Source organism: Dietzia sp. CQ4 (assembly GCF_014145125.1).
GTDB classification, from domain to species: domain Bacteria; phylum Actinomycetota; class Actinomycetes; order Mycobacteriales; family Mycobacteriaceae; genus Dietzia; species Dietzia natronolimnaea.
In genome coordinates this window covers 1-19,926 of the sequence record NZ_JAALDZ010000125.1, presented here as the reverse complement: position 1 = coordinate 19,926, position 19,926 = coordinate 1, and the positions used below count along the sequence as shown (strand labels likewise).

Annotated in this window: 17 protein-coding genes and 1 pseudogene; 5 read left to right on the top strand and 13 right to left on the bottom strand. The window is 69.5% G+C overall.

Annotated features, from left to right (window positions below; translation table 11 throughout):
- The 11 genes from G6031_RS07895 to G6031_RS07845 all read right to left on the bottom strand — a co-directional run bounded on the left by G6031_RS07895 (position 1) and on the right by G6031_RS07845 (position 12,658).
- On the bottom strand, positions 1-1,281 hold the full coding sequence (locus G6031_RS07895) for an ATP-binding protein (RefSeq protein ID WP_347238464.1): 1,281 nt from the start codon (positions 1,279-1,281) through the stop codon (positions 1-3).
- 627 nt (positions 1,282-1,908) lie between these two features.
- A complete protein-coding gene (locus G6031_RS07890; protein ID WP_182652962.1) occupies positions 1,909-2,730 on the bottom strand; it encodes a sucrase ferredoxin in 822 nt (273 codons plus the stop codon).
- A gap of 97 nt (positions 2,731-2,827) precedes the next feature.
- Complete coding sequence (locus G6031_RS07885) at positions 2,828-4,042, bottom strand: cupin domain-containing protein (protein ID WP_182652945.1); 1,215 nt, start codon at positions 4,040-4,042, stop codon at positions 2,828-2,830.
- Positions 4,043-4,048: 6 nt separating this feature from the next.
- Positions 4,049-4,303, bottom strand: a complete 255-nt coding sequence (locus tag G6031_RS07880; RefSeq protein ID WP_179524352.1) for a BatC protein — start codon at positions 4,301-4,303, stop codon at positions 4,049-4,051.
- Positions 4,304-4,451: 148 nt separating this feature from the next.
- Positions 4,452-5,720 carry a helix-turn-helix domain-containing protein gene (locus G6031_RS07875; RefSeq protein ID WP_182652944.1) on the bottom strand — a complete coding sequence of 423 codons (1,269 nt, stop codon included), beginning with the start codon at positions 5,718-5,720 and terminating at the stop codon, positions 4,452-4,454.
- Positions 5,721-5,770: 50 nt separating this feature from the next.
- Entirely contained in the window at positions 5,771-7,186 is a 1,416-nt protein-coding gene (locus G6031_RS07870) for an NAD(P)/FAD-dependent oxidoreductase (RefSeq protein WP_182652943.1), read from the bottom strand.
- Positions 7,187-7,268: 82 nt separating this feature from the next.
- A complete protein-coding gene (locus G6031_RS07865; RefSeq protein ID WP_182652942.1) occupies positions 7,269-9,137 on the bottom strand; it encodes a DUF3556 domain-containing protein in 1,869 nt (622 codons plus the stop codon).
- 47 nt (positions 9,138-9,184) lie between these two features.
- Positions 9,185-10,660: an AMP-binding protein gene (locus G6031_RS07860; protein WP_241737245.1), complete on the bottom strand. Its 1,476-nt coding sequence runs from the start codon at positions 10,658-10,660 to the stop codon at positions 9,185-9,187.
- A gap of 302 nt (positions 10,661-10,962) precedes the next feature.
- On the bottom strand, positions 10,963-11,493 hold the full coding sequence (locus G6031_RS07855) for a hypothetical protein (RefSeq protein WP_182644814.1): 531 nt from the start codon (positions 11,491-11,493) through the stop codon (positions 10,963-10,965).
- Complete coding sequence (locus G6031_RS07850; protein ID WP_095717175.1) at positions 11,490-11,720, bottom strand: helix-turn-helix transcriptional regulator; 231 nt, start codon at positions 11,718-11,720, stop codon at positions 11,490-11,492. Before G6031_RS07850 ends, G6031_RS07855 begins: the two co-directional genes overlap by 4 nt.
- A 131-nt stretch (positions 11,721-11,851) precedes the next feature.
- The gene (locus tag G6031_RS07845) at positions 11,852-12,658 is read right to left on the bottom strand and encodes an IclR family transcriptional regulator (RefSeq protein ID WP_347238463.1); all 807 of its coding nucleotides are present in this window, start codon (positions 12,656-12,658) and stop codon (positions 11,852-11,854) included.
- A 165-nt stretch (positions 12,659-12,823) separates the two neighbouring features.
- Here G6031_RS07845 and G6031_RS07840 point away from each other — a divergent pair, with 165 nt between their 5' ends.
- From G6031_RS07840 to G6031_RS07820, 5 genes and pseudogenes are all read left to right on the top strand, one after another.
- Positions 12,824-13,690, top strand: a complete 867-nt coding sequence (locus G6031_RS07840; protein ID WP_182652941.1) for an isocitrate lyase/PEP mutase family protein — start codon at positions 12,824-12,826, stop codon at positions 13,688-13,690.
- A 3-nt stretch (positions 13,691-13,693) separates the two neighbouring features.
- Positions 13,694-14,950: an aconitase family protein gene (locus G6031_RS07835; protein WP_182652940.1), complete on the top strand. Its 1,257-nt coding sequence runs from the start codon at positions 13,694-13,696 to the stop codon at positions 14,948-14,950.
- Entirely contained in the window at positions 14,947-15,474 is a 528-nt protein-coding gene (locus G6031_RS07830) for a 3-isopropylmalate dehydratase (RefSeq protein WP_182652939.1), read from the top strand. The genes G6031_RS07835 and G6031_RS07830 overlap by 4 nt, the downstream gene beginning before the upstream one ends.
- 108 nt (positions 15,475-15,582) lie before the next feature.
- Positions 15,583-16,943 (top strand): annotated as a pseudogene (locus tag G6031_RS07825) (MFS transporter).
- On the top strand, positions 16,940-17,872 hold the full coding sequence (locus tag G6031_RS07820) for an NAD(P)-dependent oxidoreductase (RefSeq protein ID WP_182652938.1): 933 nt from the start codon (positions 16,940-16,942) through the stop codon (positions 17,870-17,872). Before G6031_RS07825 ends, G6031_RS07820 begins: the two are co-directional and overlap by 4 nt.
- 56 nt (positions 17,873-17,928) lie before the next feature.
- Here G6031_RS07820 and G6031_RS07815 read toward each other — a convergent pair whose 3' ends face one another.
- Together G6031_RS07815 and G6031_RS07810 are read right to left on the bottom strand one after the other, a co-directional pair.
- A complete protein-coding gene (locus G6031_RS07815; protein WP_206682151.1) occupies positions 17,929-18,753 on the bottom strand; it encodes an ABC transporter permease in 825 nt (274 codons plus the stop codon).
- Positions 18,754-18,758: 5 nt separating this feature from the next.
- Positions 18,759-19,772 (bottom strand): ABC transporter ATP-binding protein, encoded by a 1,014-nt coding sequence (locus G6031_RS07810; RefSeq protein ID WP_347238462.1) that lies wholly within the window; start codon positions 19,770-19,772, stop codon positions 18,759-18,761.
- Positions 19,773-19,926: the final 154 nt, after the last annotated feature.

Here is a 19,926-nt window from a genome sequence, read left to right as displayed (position 1 = left end):
TCAGAGACCGAGAGACTTCGCCATCTCCGGCGACTCCTTCTTCAACAATTCCGAGATCTGCTTGAGAGCGTCGAAGTTACCGGTCCGGACGAGCGCGGCCTTGATCGCCAGTCCGATCTCCGCGCCGTTGGACACTTCGCTCGGCATGCCGGCCGCCCCGTTGTTGCGCCTACGCGGGGCATCGACCCGATAGGCGTTGTTCGCGAGAATGCATAGTTCCGAGATCGGGCGTCCGAGCATCTGCTTGAGCTGCGGGGGCAGAGCGACCCGCATCTTCGCCACGTTGATGTTGAACGCCGCGTCCAGGTCGGTGTCGAAATCGACCGATGCCCGCGCCAACTTCGTATGCTCGTCCAGCGCTCGGGTCCCGGCCCAACCACCCCACTGCACGAGCCGGTTGGCGCGGTAGATGTACAAGCCCTGCTGACGGTTCCACTTGAGCGGACCGGACGCCGACTCGAACGCCTCGGGCGACGAGAAGGCGTTGCGTGACGGCAGGATGAAGCGGCGGAGATGAACCTTTCCGGCACGGTCGCCGACCATCACCTCGAACGACTCCGGTCCGAGTTCCTTCACCTCCCGCTCGTCTCGCTGGAACGGGTCCCACGGAGTCAGGCGCTGGTCGTCCACCCAGATCTCGATTTTCCGAGCGGTCCCTTCGCCGACCAGAAAGCGGTGGAACACCATTGAGAGGTGCGACCTGAGCTTCTCGCGCAGACTGTCGAACCGCCTCTTGGCCCACCCACCGGTCGCCTGCCTGGCCGGCAGTATCCGGTCGAGCTTCTCCCAGATCACCACTGTCCCCGGCTCACCTGCCAGCAGCTCACGAGCCCTGGTCGTGGCGGCATCCGAATGCGGGACCACGACGATCCAGTCATCGCGCTCGGCTATGAGATCGAGGTCCAACCTCTGGATCTGGGGTTCCTTCATTCGTGCGGTGCGACTGACGACGGTCACCGACCGTCCCTGTGAGAGCGAAGCGGTCTTAAGACCCAGTCCGTACCTACCGAGATCACCGAGCTCGTAGTCCCGGCGACTCCCGAACCGGAGCGATTCGAGAGCACCGTTCACCGACATGCCGAGCCCGTCGTCACAGATGAGCACCCGGGATTCTTCACCCTCGAAATCCATGACGACCCGGATCTTCCCGGCACCCGCACTCACCGAGTTATCGATGAGATCGGCGACGGCCGAACTGAAGTCGTACCCGATATCCCTCAGGGATTCCGTGAGCCTGGCGGCCGAGGGGGTGACGGATGCGATCGCGACTCCGGGATTCACGTGGCGGTTCTCTCTACTTCCTCGAGACTGTCCTGCTCAGCCGATGGTCTCGACGATAGTGACCCACAGGTCAGACACAGGAACCCGGCAGAGTCCGGCAAGGCGCCCGCGGCACTCGCGTTCCGGCGGCCGATCGAATGCCGCCGGACACCGCCGAAACGAACTCATCCACACCGCTCAAGGCCCGGGAGTCGGTCTTGCTGACATCGGCTTTCTCGTGACACTAACATCCGCCCGGGCGGCCACCTCTCGCGACTCGCGGCAGGCTGTGCCGCAGCAACCACCGAGCCGGCCCGTCGCCGGACATTAACCGATCCCTCACCCCTCCGGCTTCTGCTTCGCGGTCCGGAACGCTGGGTTAGCTTCGGGAACTCCACGTCAGATCGCGTTCTATTACGGCAGCTCCTCTAACTTGTGCAGGGCCAGCTGGTCGGTTTGGGCCGCCCGCAGGCGCATCGCGAGCTACTCGTGACGGCCCCGCAGAACCGGGTCGGTGAGCGTGATCGTCGACGGCGCCCGCCGGTCCGGTCCCGGGCTCGGCCAGTTGCCGCCCCACGCGTAGTCGGTGATGAAGTGCTGGAACTCGCGCGTGAAGTCGGTCGCGGCGCCCGTGGGCCGGTCGCATCTTTAGTCACGCTGACCGGCGACACTGACCCCGCGGAGCTCCCACCCCTTTACTGGGCCAGGCGTTCGCGCTTGACACATCGTGAAGATCGGCTCGGAAAAGGTCTCCCGCAGGCGCACCTCGACCGGGCCGTGCGGGCCCTCGAGAGTGACGTCGAGGTGGCCATCAGATTCGACGACGTCCAGCGGAGCGAAGGCATCGATCCGGTCGTCACCGAGCGCCGCGCGGGCATGGTGCTGCGCAACCTGCACCTCGGCCGGGTAACTACTGCGGCCGCGGAGGTGGCGCGGTTCAACCCGGCCCTCGGTGTAGCGGTCGATGATGTCGGCCGGGTTTTCGGCCAGGTCGACGCGGCCGTAGAAGAGCCCGTCCGGCAGGACGATCATCGTTGCCGCGAAGCGGTCACCGCCCAGGTGGGAGCACTCCCAGGTCGCCTCCGGATAGCGCTCCGCGATCAGAGCCGTGGCCTTGCGTCCCCGAACCGCGCAGCACTGGTCGTGCTTGCCATGGGCACAGATCGCGACCAAAGGGGTATCGGTTGGAGTGCCGACGGAGCCGTCGAGGGGGATATCGGCGTACCCCTTCGGCCCGTCGACCTCTCCCCACCGCAGCGATTCCTGACCGGGCCGGGCATCGGCCAGAGCCCACCGCCACCGTCGTTGCTCGGAGCGCTTACCGGGCCGGCGGATGGCGGCAACCCGGATGTCGGCGGCCTGGGCGCGCTGGGCGATCTGCCGACCCAGCTCGGACGGCAATAGCGCCGGGGACTCGAGCAACGCCGAATGCCCCCAGGGGCCGCAGAGCTCGAGCATGAGCCAGCGCATCCCCCGCGAGCCCGAGCCCTCCAGACGATCGCCCCGTCGCAGCGCGGACACGCTGCACGGTTCCCAGTCCGCCGGCCTGGTCACAGCACCACCGCCCTCACAGCGGCACCAGCACTGCCTCCCGCAGCAACCGCCGGAGAACCACCAGACCGTCCGCCGCATCGAGACCAGGCAGAGTTCCGGCGCTCACGGGAGCGCCCTCGAGGACGGCGTGCAGGGCGGGTTCGCACACCGCCGGGAAGGAGATTGACTTGGTGGGCAACTTCAGCACGACAGTCTCCGAATCGGAGCCGTCGTAGTCCAGCCGCCCGTGCAGCCCGTCGCGCCACTGCACCCGGGTCTCGGGACCGAGGGCAGCGACGGCGTCCAGCGTGGCGAGCGGGCGGACCGGGGCGGGTCGTGTGAGGTCCAGGAACTGCGTCGCCAGCGCGTCGCCGGCGAGATCGCTGAGGTGCTCCTGCTTCTCGGCGATCAGCCGGGCCAGCACGTCCAGGACCTCGCGAGTGTGTTCCGCGGTCGAAGCGGCATCGACCGGGGCGAGTCCGAACGGCAGCGACGCGCGCAGCTCTTCCTCCGAGGCCAGCGCCTCGATCATCGCCGTCGCGACATCGTGCCCGGTGAAGGGGGCCACGCCCACGGTGAGGTGGATGGAGGTGTCGCCCTGCGCCTCGGCGGAGTGGACCCAGCCGCGCGGCAGGTAGAGGGAGTCCCCCGGCTCGAGCACCGCGTCGATGACCGGTTCATCGGACGCCCGCTCAGAGATCGCCTCGCGGTGGTCGGTCCAGGGCTGATCGGGCAGCGGGTGGTGGTGGACGGGCTCGTGCACCCGCCACCGTTTGGTGCCGGAGACCTGCAGGACAAAGACGTCGTGCACGTCGTAGTGCGGATCGAACCCGCGGTTCGCGGGCGGGGTGATGTACGCGTTGGTCTGCACCGGGTGGCCGACATCCGAGGTCATGCCGCGGACGAAGTCGATGATCGGCGGCCAGAACCGGTGCAGTCCCTGCAGGACGATCGTCGCCCCGGCGGCGAACTGCGTGAGCACGCCGTCGGGGTCGATCTGGTCGGGCATCTGCGCGCCGAACCCGCCGGCGCGGGTGAAGCACGCCCGGTCGACGAGCGTGCCCTCCCGCGCCATCCGGACGAAGGGTGTGCGTACCCCACGTTCGGCGATGATCTCGTCGACCATCTGCGGAGACAGCAGATCGGAGAAGTCGCGCGGCAACTCGGCCGCCGGCGTCAGCAGGGGCCGCTGACCCCAGACCGCTGCCGCGAACTCATCCCGCCCGCATGCGACGCACCGCTCGAGCACTACTACTCAGGCCGTGCCGTCGGCGCCGCCATCGGCCCCGTCCGGGTTCGAGCCGCCGTCGGCGACGCCCTCGCCCGAGCCGGCCGCGCCGTCGGCTCCACCGTCGTGTCCGCCCGGGTTCGAGCCACCGTCGGCGGTGCCCTCGCCCTTGTTGGCCGAGCCGTCGGCCCCGCCGTCATGGCCCTGCGGGTTCGAGCCGCCGTCGGCGACTCCCTCGCCCGAGTTGCCGGTGGTCGTCATGTCGTCGTCACTGATAGCCATGTGCGATCCTCTCGTCGGTGCAGGTGTTGACCTGCACGGATTCGTGCGGTGTCGCCACGTGCCCGGACTGGCCCGGACACGATGGGTGCTGCGATTGCCACTATGCCACCGGAGGGACTCGAGGCACGACCGGTCGACGGACCGCCGCTCAGGGCCCGTGGCCGAGGTGCTCGTGGACCCGCAACGCCAGGGCGAGGTCAAGGGTGTCCCCCACCCGCCGCTCGGCGTCGAGATCGGCGAGGATCCGGGTGATGCGGTAACGCACGGTGTTCTTGTGCACGTGGAGCAACTCCGCCGTCCGGATCAGACTGCGGTTCTCGGCGAGGTAGGTGGCCAGGGTCTCCCGGGACTCCGCCGCCTGCGGGGTGTCGGCGGCCAGCGGGCCCAGCGTCTCCCGGACCCAGATCCGCGCCTCCGGGGTGTCCTTGGCGATCAGCGACATCGCCGCCAGGCCCGGTTCGGCGTAGCTGGTCACTGCACGCGACCTTCGCCCCGGGGCGGTGGCGCAGCCGAACGCGATCCGGGCCTGCTCGTGGCTGCGCTTGAACCCGTCCGGCCCCCACAGCGGCTCACCCATCGCCAGGTGGGCGCCGCCCATGGACTCCCGCAGCCTGGTCAGGTCGAGCGTCCGCACCGCGGCGGCGTCGACCGGGATCCAGTTCCACACGGTCGTCTCGTCGATCGTGACCTGCAGCGGGGGCGCGGGGGCGTCGATCACCCCGGCCGCGGCGAGGATCCTGCTGTGCAACCGGCGGGCGGAGCTCTCCGGATCGGGATCCCACGCGATCACGGCCAGGTGCGTCCGCTTGAGCGCGTATCCGGTCTTGGTCTCGAACCGCGTCGCACCGCTTCCCGGGTCGGTCATGAGGTCCTCGATCGCCGAGACCAGCACACTGCCCGGCATGTCGCTCCAGCGCTGCCGCTCGGACTCGTACGCGTTGAGGACGTAGCGGATGATCCAGTCGATGTACTGGTGCTCCATCGTGGCGAACTCGGAGATCACGTCGATCGTGCGCTGCGGCGCGAGATCCCTGGTCTCCATCCGCTGCAGGACCACGCGCTGCATCTCGTGGGCCCCCAGGTGGTAGGCGCGCACCAGGGCGTTGGCCGAGACGTTCCGCTGGGCCAGGCGGAAGGCGTACTCGACCGCGGCGGTGGTGGGCTGCAGATGGTCAAGCGGGATCTTGTTGCCCATGACGTGCAGGATCGTGCTCACGTTGCCGTGCACACTCGCCGTGAGCAGATCCATCAGCCCGGTCTCGGCGGACAGGTCCTCGATGGTGTCCGCGATGTACCCGGTCACGCCGGCGACCACCGCGTCGATGTCCTCCGAGAGCTCACGCGCGAGGTCGGCCAACACGCTCGAGGCCGCCCCCTCGTCGTCGTCGGAGGGCCCGACCCGGTGGGGGTCACTCATCACGTCCGGCACTCATCATGTTCAGCACTCATCGCGACCGGCGCTCCCGTCTACGTCCGGAGATACTTCAGTGCCGCGCGCGCGGCGTTGTACCCGGGCATCCCGTGGGCGCCGGCACCCGGCGGCGTCGAGGCCGAACACAGGTACACACCCGGGATCCCGAGGCTATAGGGGTCGGCGGAGATCCTGGGGCGGAAGACCACCTGCAGTCCGGCGTTGGACCCGCCCACGATGTCGCCGCCCCGCTGGTTCTCGTTCTGCGCCTCCAGACGCCACGGGGGCGTGACGTGGGTGGCGACGATCCGGTCGCGGAACCCCGGGGCGAATCGCTCGATCTGCGCGGTGATCGCCTCCTCCGCCGCTCCCGGGTAGCCGGCGGGCACGTGCGCGTAGGCGTACAGCGGGACGGTGTCCCCGGCGGCCCGGCCGGGGTCGGCCAGGTACTGCTGGCCCACCAGCACGAACGGCCGCTCCGGCATCCGGCCAAGCGCGCATGCCTTCTCCGCCCGGTGGATCTCGTCGAAGCCCCCGCCGAGGTGCACCGTCCCCGCCCTCCCGCAGTCGGCGTTGCGCCACGGAACCCCTCCGGTGACGGCGTAGTCCACCTTGTAGGCCGCCGGGCCGGCGGTGAAGCGTCGGAACGACGAGGCGATCCGATCGGGCATCCGCGAGCCGTAGACCCGCAGGGCGGTGCCCGGGGAGGTGTCGAGGAGGACCAGGTCCGCCGGGGGGATATCCGACGACGACGAGACGCGCACCCCCGTGTGGATGCGTCCGCCGTGGTCGGCCAGATCGGCGGCGAGCGAATCGGCGATCGCCTGCGAGCCCCCCTCGGCCACCACCCACCCGTACTTGTGGCCCGAGGCGCCGATCATCAACCCGACCGCAGAACTCGCGGGCCGGTCGAGACGGGAGTACACGTGGGCGGCGAGCCCGCCGAACAGGGCCCGCCCACGCTCGGTGCGGAACAGCCTGGCCAGGACCGTCGCGGGCGCCAGGGCGCGGGGACCGAAGAGCGCCAACTTGTCGGGCCTCCTGGGCACATGGAGGAACGGGCCCATCAGTTCGCCGGCGAGGATGTCGAAGTCCCGGGCCAGATCGTTGAACAGCAGGTGCCAGGCGCGGCCGTCCTCACCCAGCTCGGCCACCGTGCGGGCCACCGAGGTGTGGAGGAGCCCGGCGTCGCCGTTGTCGAGCGGATGAGCACAGTCGATCTCCGGGCGGAGCCACCGCAGGCCGTGGCGCTCCAGTCCGAGTGTCTGCAGGAAGGGCGAGGCCGCCCCCATCGGATGGATGGCCGAGCAGTGGTCGTGGATCAGCCCGGGGACGGTCAGTTCGCCGGAACGGGTACCGCCACCGATCGTGTCCGCGGCCTCCAGGACCGTCACGTCGACCCCCTGTCGTGCGAGGTGGACGGCGGCGGCCAGCCCGTTGGGGCCGCTGCCCACGATGGTGGCGGTACTCATTGTTCTCCTCCGGCGTAGTGGTGGGTGGAGAGCTCTCCGGCTCCCCTCGGCGGTCGCCGCGACTTCAGGGCGCGCGACTACCTCATGAGCTGACCGCCTCGTCGGCCGTGGGCTCGCTCATCGTGTGGTGAGCGGCCGTGGGCTTGCTCGGCGAGTTGTGGTCGGCCGCGTGGTGGTCGGCCGTGCGCCGGCCGGCCGTGGGTTGCCCACCCGTCTCGGCCCGCCACGTGGTGTAGCGCGGGATGGGTCCGTTGGGCAGGTGCGGGAGCGCCTCGACCTCGTCGGCCACCATGACGTACCCCTCCTCGATGATCCCGAGCGCCGCGTCGATGATCTTGTACTGCTGGGTGCCCTTGTGGATGGGCTGCGACTCCATCCACACCACCACGAACTCGCCGGGGGCGTACCCGACCCGCTTCTGGATGGCCGCGATCAGACGGTGGTCGTGGAGATGGCCGTCGCCGAAGTTGAACCCGATGATCGTATTGGCCGCGAACTCGGCCTCGCGGACGTCATAGTTCTCCAGGTCCTCCCCCAGATGGTGCATGAGCAGGGAGAACAGGCCGCGCCCGTTGCTGTGCAACGACCGCCACCCCAGGGTCAGGTCGAGCGTCATCCGTGCCACGTCGGGTTCGTACATCGACTCGAGCTGCACGGGAGTCGTCTTGGCCGGTCGGTCGATGAACTCGTCGAGTTTGGCCTCGGCACCCGGCGCGAACGCCCACAGCGCGGTGGCCCAGTTGCCCGCGTACTGGCGCATGGACGGCAGGAACGACACCAGGTCGGGCCGCAGGTTGCCCAGGATCGGGAAGAACACCAGGCCGGCCACGATGAGGGCCAGCAGGAACGGGCTGGAGAAGTCCGTGACGCCGAATCCGTCCTGGTTGGGGAATCCGAGGAACAGCACGATCGTGGCGAAGGCGAACAGGATGTTCCACTCGAGCGGGACCGCCAACGGGAACGTGGAGAAGATGAACAGGTGGAAGCACACCATGAGAACGGCGGCGCCGATCGAGAGGTGGATGTTGGTCGAGAACAGCAGGACCAGCGGCGCCACGATCTCCACCAGGGTCCCCAGGACGTGCGCGATGCCGGAGGCCATCCTGGAGGGGCGCAGGTCCTCCGGGTACCTGCGGTAGTGCGCCCTCTTGACCGACTTCAAGACGACCCACGGGGTGTTGCTGATCATCGGCGGGATCACGTGGGAGAAGTGCTTACCCAGTTTGGAGACGCCGGCGCCGACCCACACCGCCACGATGAGCAGCTTGAGTGCCACCACGATGTCCACGAACGGCAGGAACGTAAAGAACACGATCGCGGGGTAGTACTGCTCACCGCGGGAGGCGATGAAGATGACCTTGTCCCGCAGGCCCATGACCACCAGGAGGACGACCAGCGGCATCACCACGATGGGGTTGACCACCGACTGGTCCGCCATCCCCCGCGCGGCGACCCCGGGGAGCACCACCGCGAGCAGGAGGTTGGCCAGGATCACGCAGTAGAGCACGACGTCGAACAGCGAGCGACGGTCCCCTCGGGTGCCCGGCACCCTGTCCGGCCAGGGTGGGAGCCGGATGCCGCCCACCCTGGTCCAGTAGAGGACACCGCCGGTCATGGGCTTGAAGCGGCCGCACAGTGGACCCCAGGTGCCGCCCAGGCCCATGATCTCCAGCAGCATGGTCCACAGGATCGCCTTCTGGTAGACGATCAGCTCGTTCCACCAGCTCCCCACGTCGAGCGGGTTGAATCCGGAGCTCAAGGTGGCCAGCGTGATCCCGATGCCGATCTGCAGGATCAGCACCTTGACCAGGTAGATGACGTTGATCATCTTGGGTGTGCCGAACCCGTGGTCCACCCAGTGTGTGTGCGCGATCCGCACCCGCTCCATGAGCGGGAGCCCGTTGAACTCCGCCGGCTCGATGTCGGGCGGAACGCCCTGCGTGAATCCCATGATGTGCTCCTGTGGTCTCGGTTGTGGTGGGGGAAGGCGGCGCGGCGCTATGTGAGAGCGGCGACGCGACGCAGTGAGGGTTTGTCGATCTTGCCGACCGGGTTGCGGGGCAGTTCGTCGACGAAGTGGATGGCCGCGGGCAGCTTGATCTTGGTGATGCGATCGCGCGCGGCCTCGAGGAGATCGTCCTCGGTGACGTCGGTGTCCGCGTAGGTCACGACGTAGGCGACGGGGATCTCCCCGTAGGTCTGGTGCGGTGCTCCGACGACCGCGCACTCGAGCACCGCGGGGTGCGTGGCCAGCGCGTTTTCGATCTCCTTGGGGTACAGGTTCTCCCCGCCCCGGATGATCATGTCCTTGATGCGGTCGACCAGCGTGAGGTAGCCGTCGGCGTCGAACCTCCCGACGTCACCGGTGCGCAGCCATCCGTCCTCGATGGTCTCGGCGGTGGCGTCCGGCATCCCCAGGTAGCCCTTCATCACCGTGGGGCCCGAGATCATCACCTCGCCGGCGTGGCCGACGGGCAGCTCACCGCCGTCATGATCGACGACCTTGACGCTGATCCCGGGCAGGGGGATCCCGACGGTGCCGGCCTTGATCGGGCCACCCGGCGGATTGCACGTGGAGGCGCAGGTCCCCTCGGTGAGGCCGTACCCCTCAACCACCGGGATGCCGAGGACGCCCGTCACCCGGTCGAGGAGCTCCCTGGAGACCGGGGCCGCGCCGCAGATCGCGCGCCGCAGGCAGGAGAAATCCCGGTTCTCGGCGCCCGGGGTGTCGGCGAGGGTCGCGAAGATGGCCGGAACGGCGGAGAAGTACGTCGGCCGGTGCTCCTCGATCGCGTCGAGGAAGGTCTCCGGTCTGAAGCGCCGGAGCAGGGTGAGGCGGCCCCCCACGGCGGCGGGCAGGAGGAAACTCACGCAGATGGCGTTGACGTGGAACAGCGGCAGGACCAGCAGGCAGTGCTCGTCCGGGCGGGCGTCGACATGCTCGGCCAGCGCGCGGGTCATGTGCTCGAGATTCGCGTGGGTCAGCTCGACACCCTTGGGGCGTCCGGTGGACCCTGATGTGTAGACCAGCAGCGCGGTGTCCTCCGGCGTGCACGTGGCGGTGGGCATCGTCTCGCCGGTGGTGGGGCACTCGGCGACATCGAGCACCGTCGGCGAGACGGTGAGCGCGCGGATGGCGTCCGGCGACTCGGTCACCACGACGAGGGTGTTGGAGTCCCCGAGCTGGTGCTCGAGTTCCGCCGGGGCCAGGACCGGGTTGACCGGCGTCGCGACGGCACGCAGGCTCCAGGCCGCCATCACGGTGACGAGGAACTCGACCCGGTTGGACAGGTGTACCGCCACGACGTCCCGCTCGCCGACGCCGTGGCTCGTGAGGATCCGGGCGTACGCCGCCACGAGTTGCGAGAACTCGCGGGAGGTCAGCGCCGTGCTCTCGTCCCGGGCGAAGGGCGAGTCGAGACCCTCGGTCCGGTTCCAGACGAAGTATCCGAGCAGGTCAGTGTGCATGGGCATCCGGCAACCTTCGTAGTGATGGGGATCGGTGTGATCCGCAACACTATGGAGTGGCCAGGTGCCTGAGAACGGCCCGGGACGCCAAAGAAAGGCCGGGCAGTTGTGCCGGGGAGACAGGGTGGTCGGTCAGCGACCGGACGACTTCTCGACGCGGCGTGTCCTGCTCGACCGGGCGGCGGCTCGGCCCCGGGTGGCTGCGGGCGTTGTCGTCGTCGTCACCGACGCTCTCCCCCGCACCGGTCACCCTCGCGCGGCCTGCCGGGCGGACGGGATCCGGTGGGCCGCCCGCGCGGAGGACGCTGCTACTTCCGGCGGTTCGCCTTGCGGTAGCTCAGAATCGAACCGATGATCCCGGCGACCGCTCCGACCATCCCACCGACCACGGCGCCCTGTGCCGCACCCCCGAGAGGGCCATCCCCCGGTGTCACCGTGACCGAGGGGAAGGGCAGGAGTGGCTGACCGGCGAAGACGGTGTAGGTCATCGCGGCGAACGTCAGGGCCATGAGTGCGCACACCGCGACCATGGTGACCATCGTCGACCTGGCCCCGGACTTCTCGGCGAGGGCGTTGAGGTGGACTCCCCGCCGCCGCGCGTACCACTGGGTGGCCGCCGCGGGCAGGATCGTGAGCACGAGGAGCACCGTCGGCAGGAGGATCAGGCCGAACGCCGCGGACACGACGGACCCCGCCAGCCCCGCGTACAGACCGACCGAGAGTCCGAATGCACTCGCCTCCATGAACACGGTGCGCTCGCGCTCGTCCCCGTACGCCGGGCTGTCGAGATTCATCACCCGGTCCGACAGCCTGTCGAACACGCTGCTGCGCTGATTCATCGGGACTCCTCTTCCAGAGTGAAAAGCTCTTCGACCGACCGCCCCAGGGTCCTCGCGATACGGATCGCCAGATACACCGACGGCGAATAGTCGCCCCGCTCGACCGCGATGATCGTCTGCCTACTGACACCCACCGCCTCGGCGAGCTCGGCCTGGGTGACCCGCTGGACCTTGCGGCACTCCCGGACCGGGTTCGATCCGGCCGCATCGGACTCTCGGACTGCCATGGACCGATGTTAACCAGCCTTGACTTTTTATGTCAAGAGTAGTTGACCTTCCCGCGAGCGGCGACCTCCGACGATTCAGGGGCCGACGTTGGCGTCGTCGTACCCCTACCCACCCTCCCGACCCGCGGCCGTCACCCTCGCGCGGCCTGCAGGGCGGACGAGATCCGGTGGGCCGCCCGCCTGACCCGGGCGATCTTGGCCTCGAGGATCTCGTCCGTGAAGTTCTCGGAGCGCCCCCCGATGCTGATCGACCCCAGGACCGCCCCCGCGTCGTCGAGGATCGGTGCGGCCACGGCGGACACCCCCTCGAGGAAGTCGGACTCGCTCAGCGAGTAGCCGGCGGCGCGCACCTCGTCCAGATGGGCGGCCAGGGCGCCCGGCTCGTGGACCGTGCGGGGGGTGTAGGTGCTCAGACCCTGCCGGATCCAGGCCTCGCGCAGCTCCGGGGAGTGGGCCAGCATCGCGACCGGTCCGGCCGCGGCGTGGTACGGAAGGACGGTCCCGACGTTGATACCGGCGACGACGAGGCTCCCGCTCCCCTCCACCTTGTCGATGCACACGGCGCCCTCCTCCGCCGGGACCATGAGGTACGCCGTGTCCCCGAACTCCGCGACCAGGCCCGTCATGAACGACCGCGCGGCCGAGCGGATGTCCAGATCCGCGAGCGCCGAGGCGCCGATCTCGAACAGTCGCACGGTCACCCGATAGCCGCCCTCGGGCGTCCGGTCGACCCACCCCGCGTGGATGAGGGTCGCCATCAGCCGGTGCACCGTCGTCTTGTTCATGCCGCTGACCTCGGTCAGCTCGTTGAGCGTCCACGTGGAGCGGTCCGCCCCGAAGTGGTCGAGGAGCGCGCAGGCCTTGAGGAGCGCGCCCACCAGTTCCCTGCTCTGCGACGCGTCTGATCCGGGCGACGTGGGCCTGGGCGGACTGGGCACGGGGAGGTCCTGTTCTGTCCGGGTGACGGGGTGACCTCGTCCATCGTAGGCAGCCGACTTCGCGGCCAGCCCGCGCGCCCGCACTTGACATGTGACGCGGACCACGTTTAGCTTCGTATCGCATGACGAAATGCGTTCCGCTATACGAAATGGAGGTGAGCCCGGATGACCGCGCCCACCCTGAAGCACCTCACATCAGAAGGGGTCGTGTACGCGCCGGGCGTCTGGGACGGACTGACGGCGCGCCTGGCCGAGCAGGCCGGCTTCGACGCACTGTGTGCCTCCGGCTTCGCGATCTCCGCCGCCCTCGGGCTCCCCGACGCCGAGCTCTACACGATGAGCGAGAACCTCACCGCGATCCGCTCCATCACCGCCGCGTCGAGCCTCCCGGTGGTCGCGGACATCGACACCGGCTACGGCAACGCCGTCAACGCCGCCCGCACCGCGACGATGTTCGTCAAGGCCGGCGTGCAGGGCATGTTCATGGAGGACCAGGTCTCCCCCAAGTCCTGCCCGATCTGCGTGGGCGACCCCGTCGACCTGATCCCCGTCCCCGAGGCCGTCGGCAAGATCCGCGCCGTCCGCGACAACACCCCGGACGACGTCCTGCTGATCGCCCGCACGGACGCCACCGGCGACGAGGCACTCCGGCGCGGCCGGGCCTACGTCGAGGCCGGCGCCGACATGATCATGCCGGTCACCAAGACTTTCAGCACCGTCGAGGAATGGCAGCGCTGCCACACCGAGGTCGGGGTCTCCCTCATGGCCACACTGACCGCGTCCACCTGGACGGAGCGGGAGTTCACGCCCGAGGTCCTGGATCAAATCGGCGTGCGGCTGGCGCTTCTGCCCACCCAGCTGCTGATGGCCACCACCGGCGCCGCCCGCACCGTGCTGGGTCGCCTCGCGGCGGGTGAACCCCCCGCCGAGGTGAGCGCGGACGCGATGGCGCACCACGAGTTCGTCGAGATGATCGGCTTCCCCGAGGTCGAGGCCATGCAGAACGAGTACCTACCCGCGAAGGGGGCATGACCGATGGGCTTCACCATCGCGGAGAAGATCCTCGCCAGGACCACCGACCAGGCCACCGTGCACGCCGGGGAGAACCACGCCGTCCGGCCCTCGCGAATGATCGCCTACGACTTCCCCGGGTACACCGACGTCATGTTCCGGCAGATGCACGAGGACTTCGGCATCACCCGGCTCGAGGACCCCGGCCGGTACGTCGTGTTCATCGACCACATGCTCACCAGGAAGGACCAGCGGGAGACCGAGGTCCACCAGGTGACCCGGGACTGGTGCGAGTTCTACGGCATCGAGCTCCACGAGGCCGAGGGGATCGGCCACCAACTGACCGCCGAGCTCGGCCTGGCGACCCCCGGTGACTTCCTGGTCCACTTCGACGGCCACATCAGCGGGGTGGGCGCCTTCAACGCCCTCGGCTGGGGCATCCGACGCGACCTCATCGAGGCCTGGGTCACCGGGCAGGTGCACGTGGACATCCCCCGGACCACCCGGTTCGAGCTCACGGGGACGTTCCCGGACGGGGTGGACAGTCGCGATCTGGTCCACACCATCATCGAGCTGGTGGGCGCCGACGGCTGCGCCCACCAGGTCATGGAGTTCGGCGGTCCCGGCGCCCGGGACATGGCGATCGACCACCGGCAGGGCCTGTGCGGGATGGCGATGTTCACCGGCGCGGTGTCGGCGATCTTCGAGCCCGACGACGTCTCGATCGCCTACGCCGGCGAGGTCGCTCGCGGAGAGTTCGAGCCGGTCTACCCCGACGCCGACGCCACCTACGCCGCACGCCACAGCATCGACCTGTCGACGCTCGTGCCCCGCGTCGTCCGGCCGGGCTCGGCGCGCGTGGCCAACACCTCTACGGCCGCCGAGCTCGAGGGCACCCCCATCACCCGGGCCTTTATCGGGTCGTGCGCCAGCGGACGGATCGAGGACCTCCGGGCGGCCGCCCTCGTGCTCGACGGGCAGAAGGTCGCACCGTCGGTCGAGCTCAACATCGTCCCGACGTCCAAGAAGGTGTTCGCCCAGGCCGAGGCGGAGGGGATCCTCGACGTCCTGCGCACCGCCGGGGCGACGATCGCCGAGTCGAGCTGCGACTTCTGCTTCGGTTACCAACAACCCCTCCGACCCGACGAGAACTGCATCTCCACCGGCGTCCTCAACATCACCGGCCGGATGGGCAGCCCCGAGGCGAACATCTACATGGGCTCGCCCTACACCGTGGCCGCCAGTGCGATCACCGGCACCATCGGGGAGGCGTCCCGATGAGCGCGTACCCGCCGCCGCCCGACGTCATCACCGGCCGCGTCGCCTGGGTCTTCGGGGACGACTTCGACATCGACCTTGTGGTGGGCGTGGCCAACATCAAGACCTACGACCGCGAGCTCCTGCGGTCGGCGTGCATGCAGGACTTCGACCCCGGCTTCGCCGAGCGCGTCCGGCCCGGCGACATCGTCGTGGGAGGCCGGAACTTCGGCTACGGCCACCCGCACTACCCGCCGATGATCGCCCTCCGGGACCTGGGGATCGCCGCCGTCGTCGCCGAGTCGTTCTCCCCCGGCTTCTGGCGGGGCGAGACGTTCAACGGGATGCCCCTGATCACCATCCCGGGAGTCACCGCGGCGGTCACGCAGGGCGACGAGATCACGCTCGACTGGCGCACCGCGACCCTGGAGGCCACCACCGGCACCCGGATCACGGGGAGCCCACCCAACCCTCGTACCGTCGCGATCATCGAGGCCGGCAGCTCGTACGACCTGCTGCTGGCCGAGCACGCCCCCGCGCGGACCTGAACCCCCTCTCCACCGCACCTCCTGACCGCTCCTCCTCACTGCACTCCCTGCCCACTCCTCCTGACTGCACCCCTGCCCACTCCTCCTGACCGACAAGGACGCGACACCATGACCGAAGTCCACCAGCCGCAGCACCACGCCGCGGCTGCCCCACCTGCGGCCGACCACCCCACGGCGGACGCCCCGCAGCGCACCCCCGACCCCCGGCTCACCCGCCGGGCGGCGCTCGCCGGCGGGGTCGGCACCCTCATCGAGTACTACGACTTCGCCGTGTACGGGTTCCTGGCGATCTTCATCGCGCCGCTCTTCTTCCCCTCGCAGGACCCCGCGGCGTCGATCCTCTCGACCCTGGCCGTCTTCGGCGTCGCCTACGTGGCACGACCGGTCGGCGGCATCTTCTTCGGTCGCCTCGGTGACCGGATAGGCCGCCGGACGGCGCTCATCGCCAGCGTCGTGGCCATGGGCGTCGCCAGCGGCATCCTCGGGATGCTCCCGACCCACGCCGCGATCGGCGTCGCCGCCCCGATCCTGCTCGTCCTGGTCCGCCTCGCGCAGGGCTTCTCGGCCGGCGGCGAGATCGGCGGCGCGGCGACGTACATCGCCGAGACCGTGCCCGCCAGCCGACGGGGCTTCTTCGGTTCCTTCACCCCGATCGGAGCCACCCTCGGGTTCGCGGTGGCCGCCGCCGTCGTCGGCCTGGTCACCCTGATCGTCGGAGAGGAGGCCATGGCCTCGTGGGGTTGGCGCATCCCGTTCCTCCTCGCCCTCCCCCTGGCCTTCGTGTGCCTGCGCATCCGGATGAAGCTCGAGGACACCCCGGAGTTCGAGGCGATGGCCGAGAAGAAGGAGGTCGTCAAGAACCCCCTCCTGGGCGTCCTCCGGGACCACCCGTGGTCGGTGGCCAAGGTCGTCGGCGTCGCGTGGCGATGAACGGCTCGGGCTACATCGCGCTGACCTACTTCAGCGTCTACCTCACCAACGATCTCGGGTTCAGCAAGAGCGCCGTGTACTGGACGTCCGCGATCGCGATCGCCTGCGCGTGCGCCACCTTCCCGATCAGCGGCGCCCTCACCGACCGCTTCGGCCGCAAGCCCGTGCTGATCGCGGGATACCTGTCCTACATCGTGATCGCGGTCCCCGTGTTCATGGTGCTGGGTGCGACGCAGAGCATCGTCGTGGTGGGGCTGGTGTACTTCGTCTACATGGTCCTCAACGGAGTGGTGCAGGTGCCCGCGTTCCCGCTGTTCACCGAGCTCTTCGGCCGGAGCGTCCGCTACACGGGCGTCGCCCTGGGCTTCAACATCGGGACGATCGTCGCGGGAGGGACCGCGCCGTACTTCGCCGCGCAGCTCGTCGCCTGGACCGGCAGCGGCATGGCGCCCGCATACTGGGTGATCGGGGTCTGCGTGATCGGGCTCCTCACCGTGTCCACCATCGCCGAGACGGGAAAGAAGGCCCTGCCGAGATGATCCCCACCCCGGGTGACGCCGCCGCTCTGCGCGTGGCCGTCGAGCCGACCCGCGACCCCCACCTCGTCGCCGCGGTGGAGGGCGCGGGCGGCTCGGTGGTGTCGCTCGACGAGGCGCGGGTCCTGGTGTGGATCGGCGGCCCCGAGGGGTTCCCGACCCTGCCTGACAGCGTCGAGTGGGTGGCGCTCAGCACCGCGGGGATCGAGCACTTCGTCGCCGCAGGAGTGCTCGACGACCGCCGGACCTGGACCAACGCGTCCGGTTTCTACGCCCGGGGCGTCGCCGAGCACGCGCTGGCCCTGCTGCTCGCGGGCACCCGGCAGGTCGTCCGGTCAGCCCACACCCGCTGGGCCAAGGAGGCCGTCGATCCGGCCGTGCGAACCCTCAGGGGAGCCTCGGTCGCGATCATCGGCGCCGGCGGCATCGGCCGCGAGCTCGTGCCGCTGCTCACCGCCTGCGGAGCGCGGCCCCTCGCCGTCACCAGGTCCGGTCGCCCGGTCGAGGGAGCGGCCCTCACCGCTCCGGCCGAGCAGACCGACGAGGTGCTCGCGCAGGCCGACCACGTGGTGCTGGCCGCGCCCGACACCCCGGAGACCCGTCACCTGATCAACGACCGCACCCTCGCGCTGCTGCGCCCGCACTCCTGGATCGTCAACGTGGCCCGCGGGCCCCTCATCGACCAGGCCGCCCTGTACCGCGCGCTCACCGGCGGCCTGATCGGCGGCGCCGCGCTCGACGTGACCGATCCGGAGCCGCCCGCGCCGGACGACCCGCTGTTCGGCCTCGACAACGTGGTGATCACCCCGCACGTCGCCAACCCGGCCGGGCGACTCACCGAGGAGATGGCCGGGCCGCTCGCGGAGAACCTCCGCAGGTTCGTCGACGGCGAGGACCTGCTGTCCGTGGTCGAGTACGGCCGCGGATACTGACGCTCACCCCTCACGACCCGAGGGGTGCACCCGTCGCACGCCCCGGACGGGAGTCGTCAATCCACCGCACGGCGGATGAACCCGCGCAGACCGACCGCAGCGAAGGCGACCGTCGAGACCGCGAGCCCGAGCGCGATCCACTCCGCCCCCAGATGCGGAGACGAGGTCAGGGCGCCGCGCATCCCCTCCGAGACGTAGGTGAGCGGGTTGAACAGCGTCAGCACCTGGAACCACCGCAGGGAATCGAGCAGCTGCCACGGGTAGAACGTGGCACCGGTGAAGATCAGCGGCGTCAGGGCCAACGCGAACACCATGTTGATGCGTCGCGCCGGGACCGACGTGCCCAGCACCAGCCCGATCGACGCCCCGGCGAGGCCGCCGACGATCAGGAGCAGCGCGAACACTCCCCAGTTCGCACCGCCGGTCTGCACCCCACCCGGCAGGATCAGAGCCGCGAGCGGCAGGATCAGCAACGCGGCGATCAGGGACCGCCCGGTCGCGAACACCAGCTTCTCCACCCCCACCATCAGCGGGGAGATGGGCGCCAGCAGCCGGTCCTCGATCTCCTTGGTGTACGAGAACTCGATCACCAACGGCAGCGCCACGTTCTGCAGGGCCGTCAGCACGAGCGTCAGTGCGATGATGCCCGGCAACAGCTGCGTCGCGTAGGACTCGTCCACCGCACCGATCTCCGGCAGGACCAGGCCAAAGACGAAAAGGAACGCCAAGGGTTGCATGAGCGACTGCGCCAGGAAACCCCCGAGCTCGTGACGGAGCGTGTTCCAGATGTCGCGCTGCAGCAGGCCCAGGAAGGCGCGGACCCCGGTCGCGCGCGCCAGCATCGGGTCAGGGTCTCTCGTCAGGTCACTGTCTCTCGTCACGACACTCATCGCAGCTCCCGCCCGGTCAGGTGCACGAACACGTCTTCCAGACTGCCCTCGAGCCGTCGCACGTCCCGGACCACGGCTCCCCGTTGCTCGGCGACCGCGATCGCCTCGCCCAGGCGGCTGTCGCCGTAGCACCGCACCCGCCACCGCCCCTGCTCGAGCTCGGCGGACTCCGTCTCCCCGAGCTCTGCCAGCAGCGGAGCGGGATCCTCGGGGGCGTCCAACACCAGCTCGATGCCGCGACCACCCGGCAACAGATCCCGCAGACCGGCCGGGGTGTCCAGCGCGATCCGCTCACCGTGGTCGACGATCGCGATCCGCTCGCACAGCCGATCCGCCTCCGCCATGTCGTGCGTGGTCAGCATGATCGTGGTGCCGGATCGGTGGAGGTCGGTCACCCGGTCCCAGAGGAACAACCGCGACTGCGGATCCAGCCCCGTGGTCGGTTCGTCGAGGAAGAGGAGCGGCGGACGGTGCATGAGCGCCCGCGCGATGAGCAGGCGCTGCGCCATACCGCCGGAGAAGTTCTCCACCTGCTCGTCAGCGCGGTCCGCCAATCCGAACTGTTCCAACAGCTCGCGCGAGCGCCGTCGCCTGTCCTTCAGTCGCATGCCGTAGTAGGCGCCGTGGAACGTCAGGTTCTCCAGGGCGGTCAGCGATCGGTCCAGGTTGCTCTGCTGCGGCATCACGGCGATCCGCCGTTTGACGGCCTGCGGTCCGGCCACCACGTCGATGCCGTCGATCCGCGCGGTGCCGGAGGTCGGCCTCACCCGGGTGGTGAGGATGCCGAGCGTCGTGGTCTTGCCGGCGCCGTTGGGCCCGAGCAGTCCGAAGAGCTCGCCGCGACCGACCGTGAAGTCGATGCCCCTGAGCGCCACCGGACCACGGCGACCGTACTGTTTGCGCAGGTCGCGGACCTCGACCATCGGATCGTCGACGCGCTCCTCCGCTCGAGTGTCGCGGAGCACTTCCGTCCGGCCGTCGCGGCGCCCGGCGTCGTCGTTCAGGCCCACACAGTCCTCCGATCGCTGACCACACACCCTAGCGTTCGAGAGCCACCCCTCGACGGCACCGTCCCTCGACTTCCCCGTCCGTCGACTTCCCCGTCCGTCGACGGCAAGGACGTTCCGCACACATCGCCCGAGAGGCGGGTGTGCGGAACGCTCT

Bases quoted from the DNA above. Each gene is read 5' to 3' on its own strand.
- G6031_RS07890 (WP_182652962.1), bottom strand. From the start codon at position 2,730: ATGCGCTGGCTCATGCTCGAGCTCTGCGGCCCCTGGGGGCATTCGGCG.
- G6031_RS07880 (WP_179524352.1), bottom strand. From the start codon at position 4,303: ATGGCTATCAGTGACGACGACATGACGACCACCGGCAACTCGGGCGAG.
- G6031_RS07875 (WP_182652944.1), bottom strand. From the start codon at position 5,720: ATGAGTGACCCCCACCGGGTCGGGCCCTCCGACGACGACGAGGGGGCG.
- G6031_RS07870 (WP_182652943.1), bottom strand. From the start codon at position 7,186: ATGAGTACCGCCACCATCGTGGGCAGCGGCCCCAACGGGCTGGCCGCC.
- G6031_RS07865 (WP_182652942.1), bottom strand. From the start codon at position 9,137: ATGGGATTCACGCAGGGCGTTCCGCCCGACATCGAGCCGGCGGAGTTC.
- G6031_RS07860 (WP_241737245.1), bottom strand. From the start codon at position 10,660: ATGCCCATGCACACTGACCTGCTCGGATACTTCGTCTGGAACCGGACC.
- G6031_RS07855 (WP_182644814.1), bottom strand. From the start codon at position 11,493: ATGAATCAGCGCAGCAGCGTGTTCGACAGGCTGTCGGACCGGGTGATG.
- G6031_RS07850 (WP_095717175.1), bottom strand. From the start codon at position 11,720: ATGGCAGTCCGAGAGTCCGATGCGGCCGGATCGAACCCGGTCCGGGAG.
- G6031_RS07840 (WP_182652941.1), top strand. From the start codon at position 12,824: ATGACCGCGCCCACCCTGAAGCACCTCACATCAGAAGGGGTCGTGTAC.
- G6031_RS07835 (WP_182652940.1), top strand. From the start codon at position 13,694: ATGGGCTTCACCATCGCGGAGAAGATCCTCGCCAGGACCACCGACCAG.
- G6031_RS07830 (WP_182652939.1), top strand. From the start codon at position 14,947: ATGAGCGCGTACCCGCCGCCGCCCGACGTCATCACCGGCCGCGTCGCC.
- G6031_RS07820 (WP_182652938.1), top strand. From the start codon at position 16,940: ATGATCCCCACCCCGGGTGACGCCGCCGCTCTGCGCGTGGCCGTCGAG.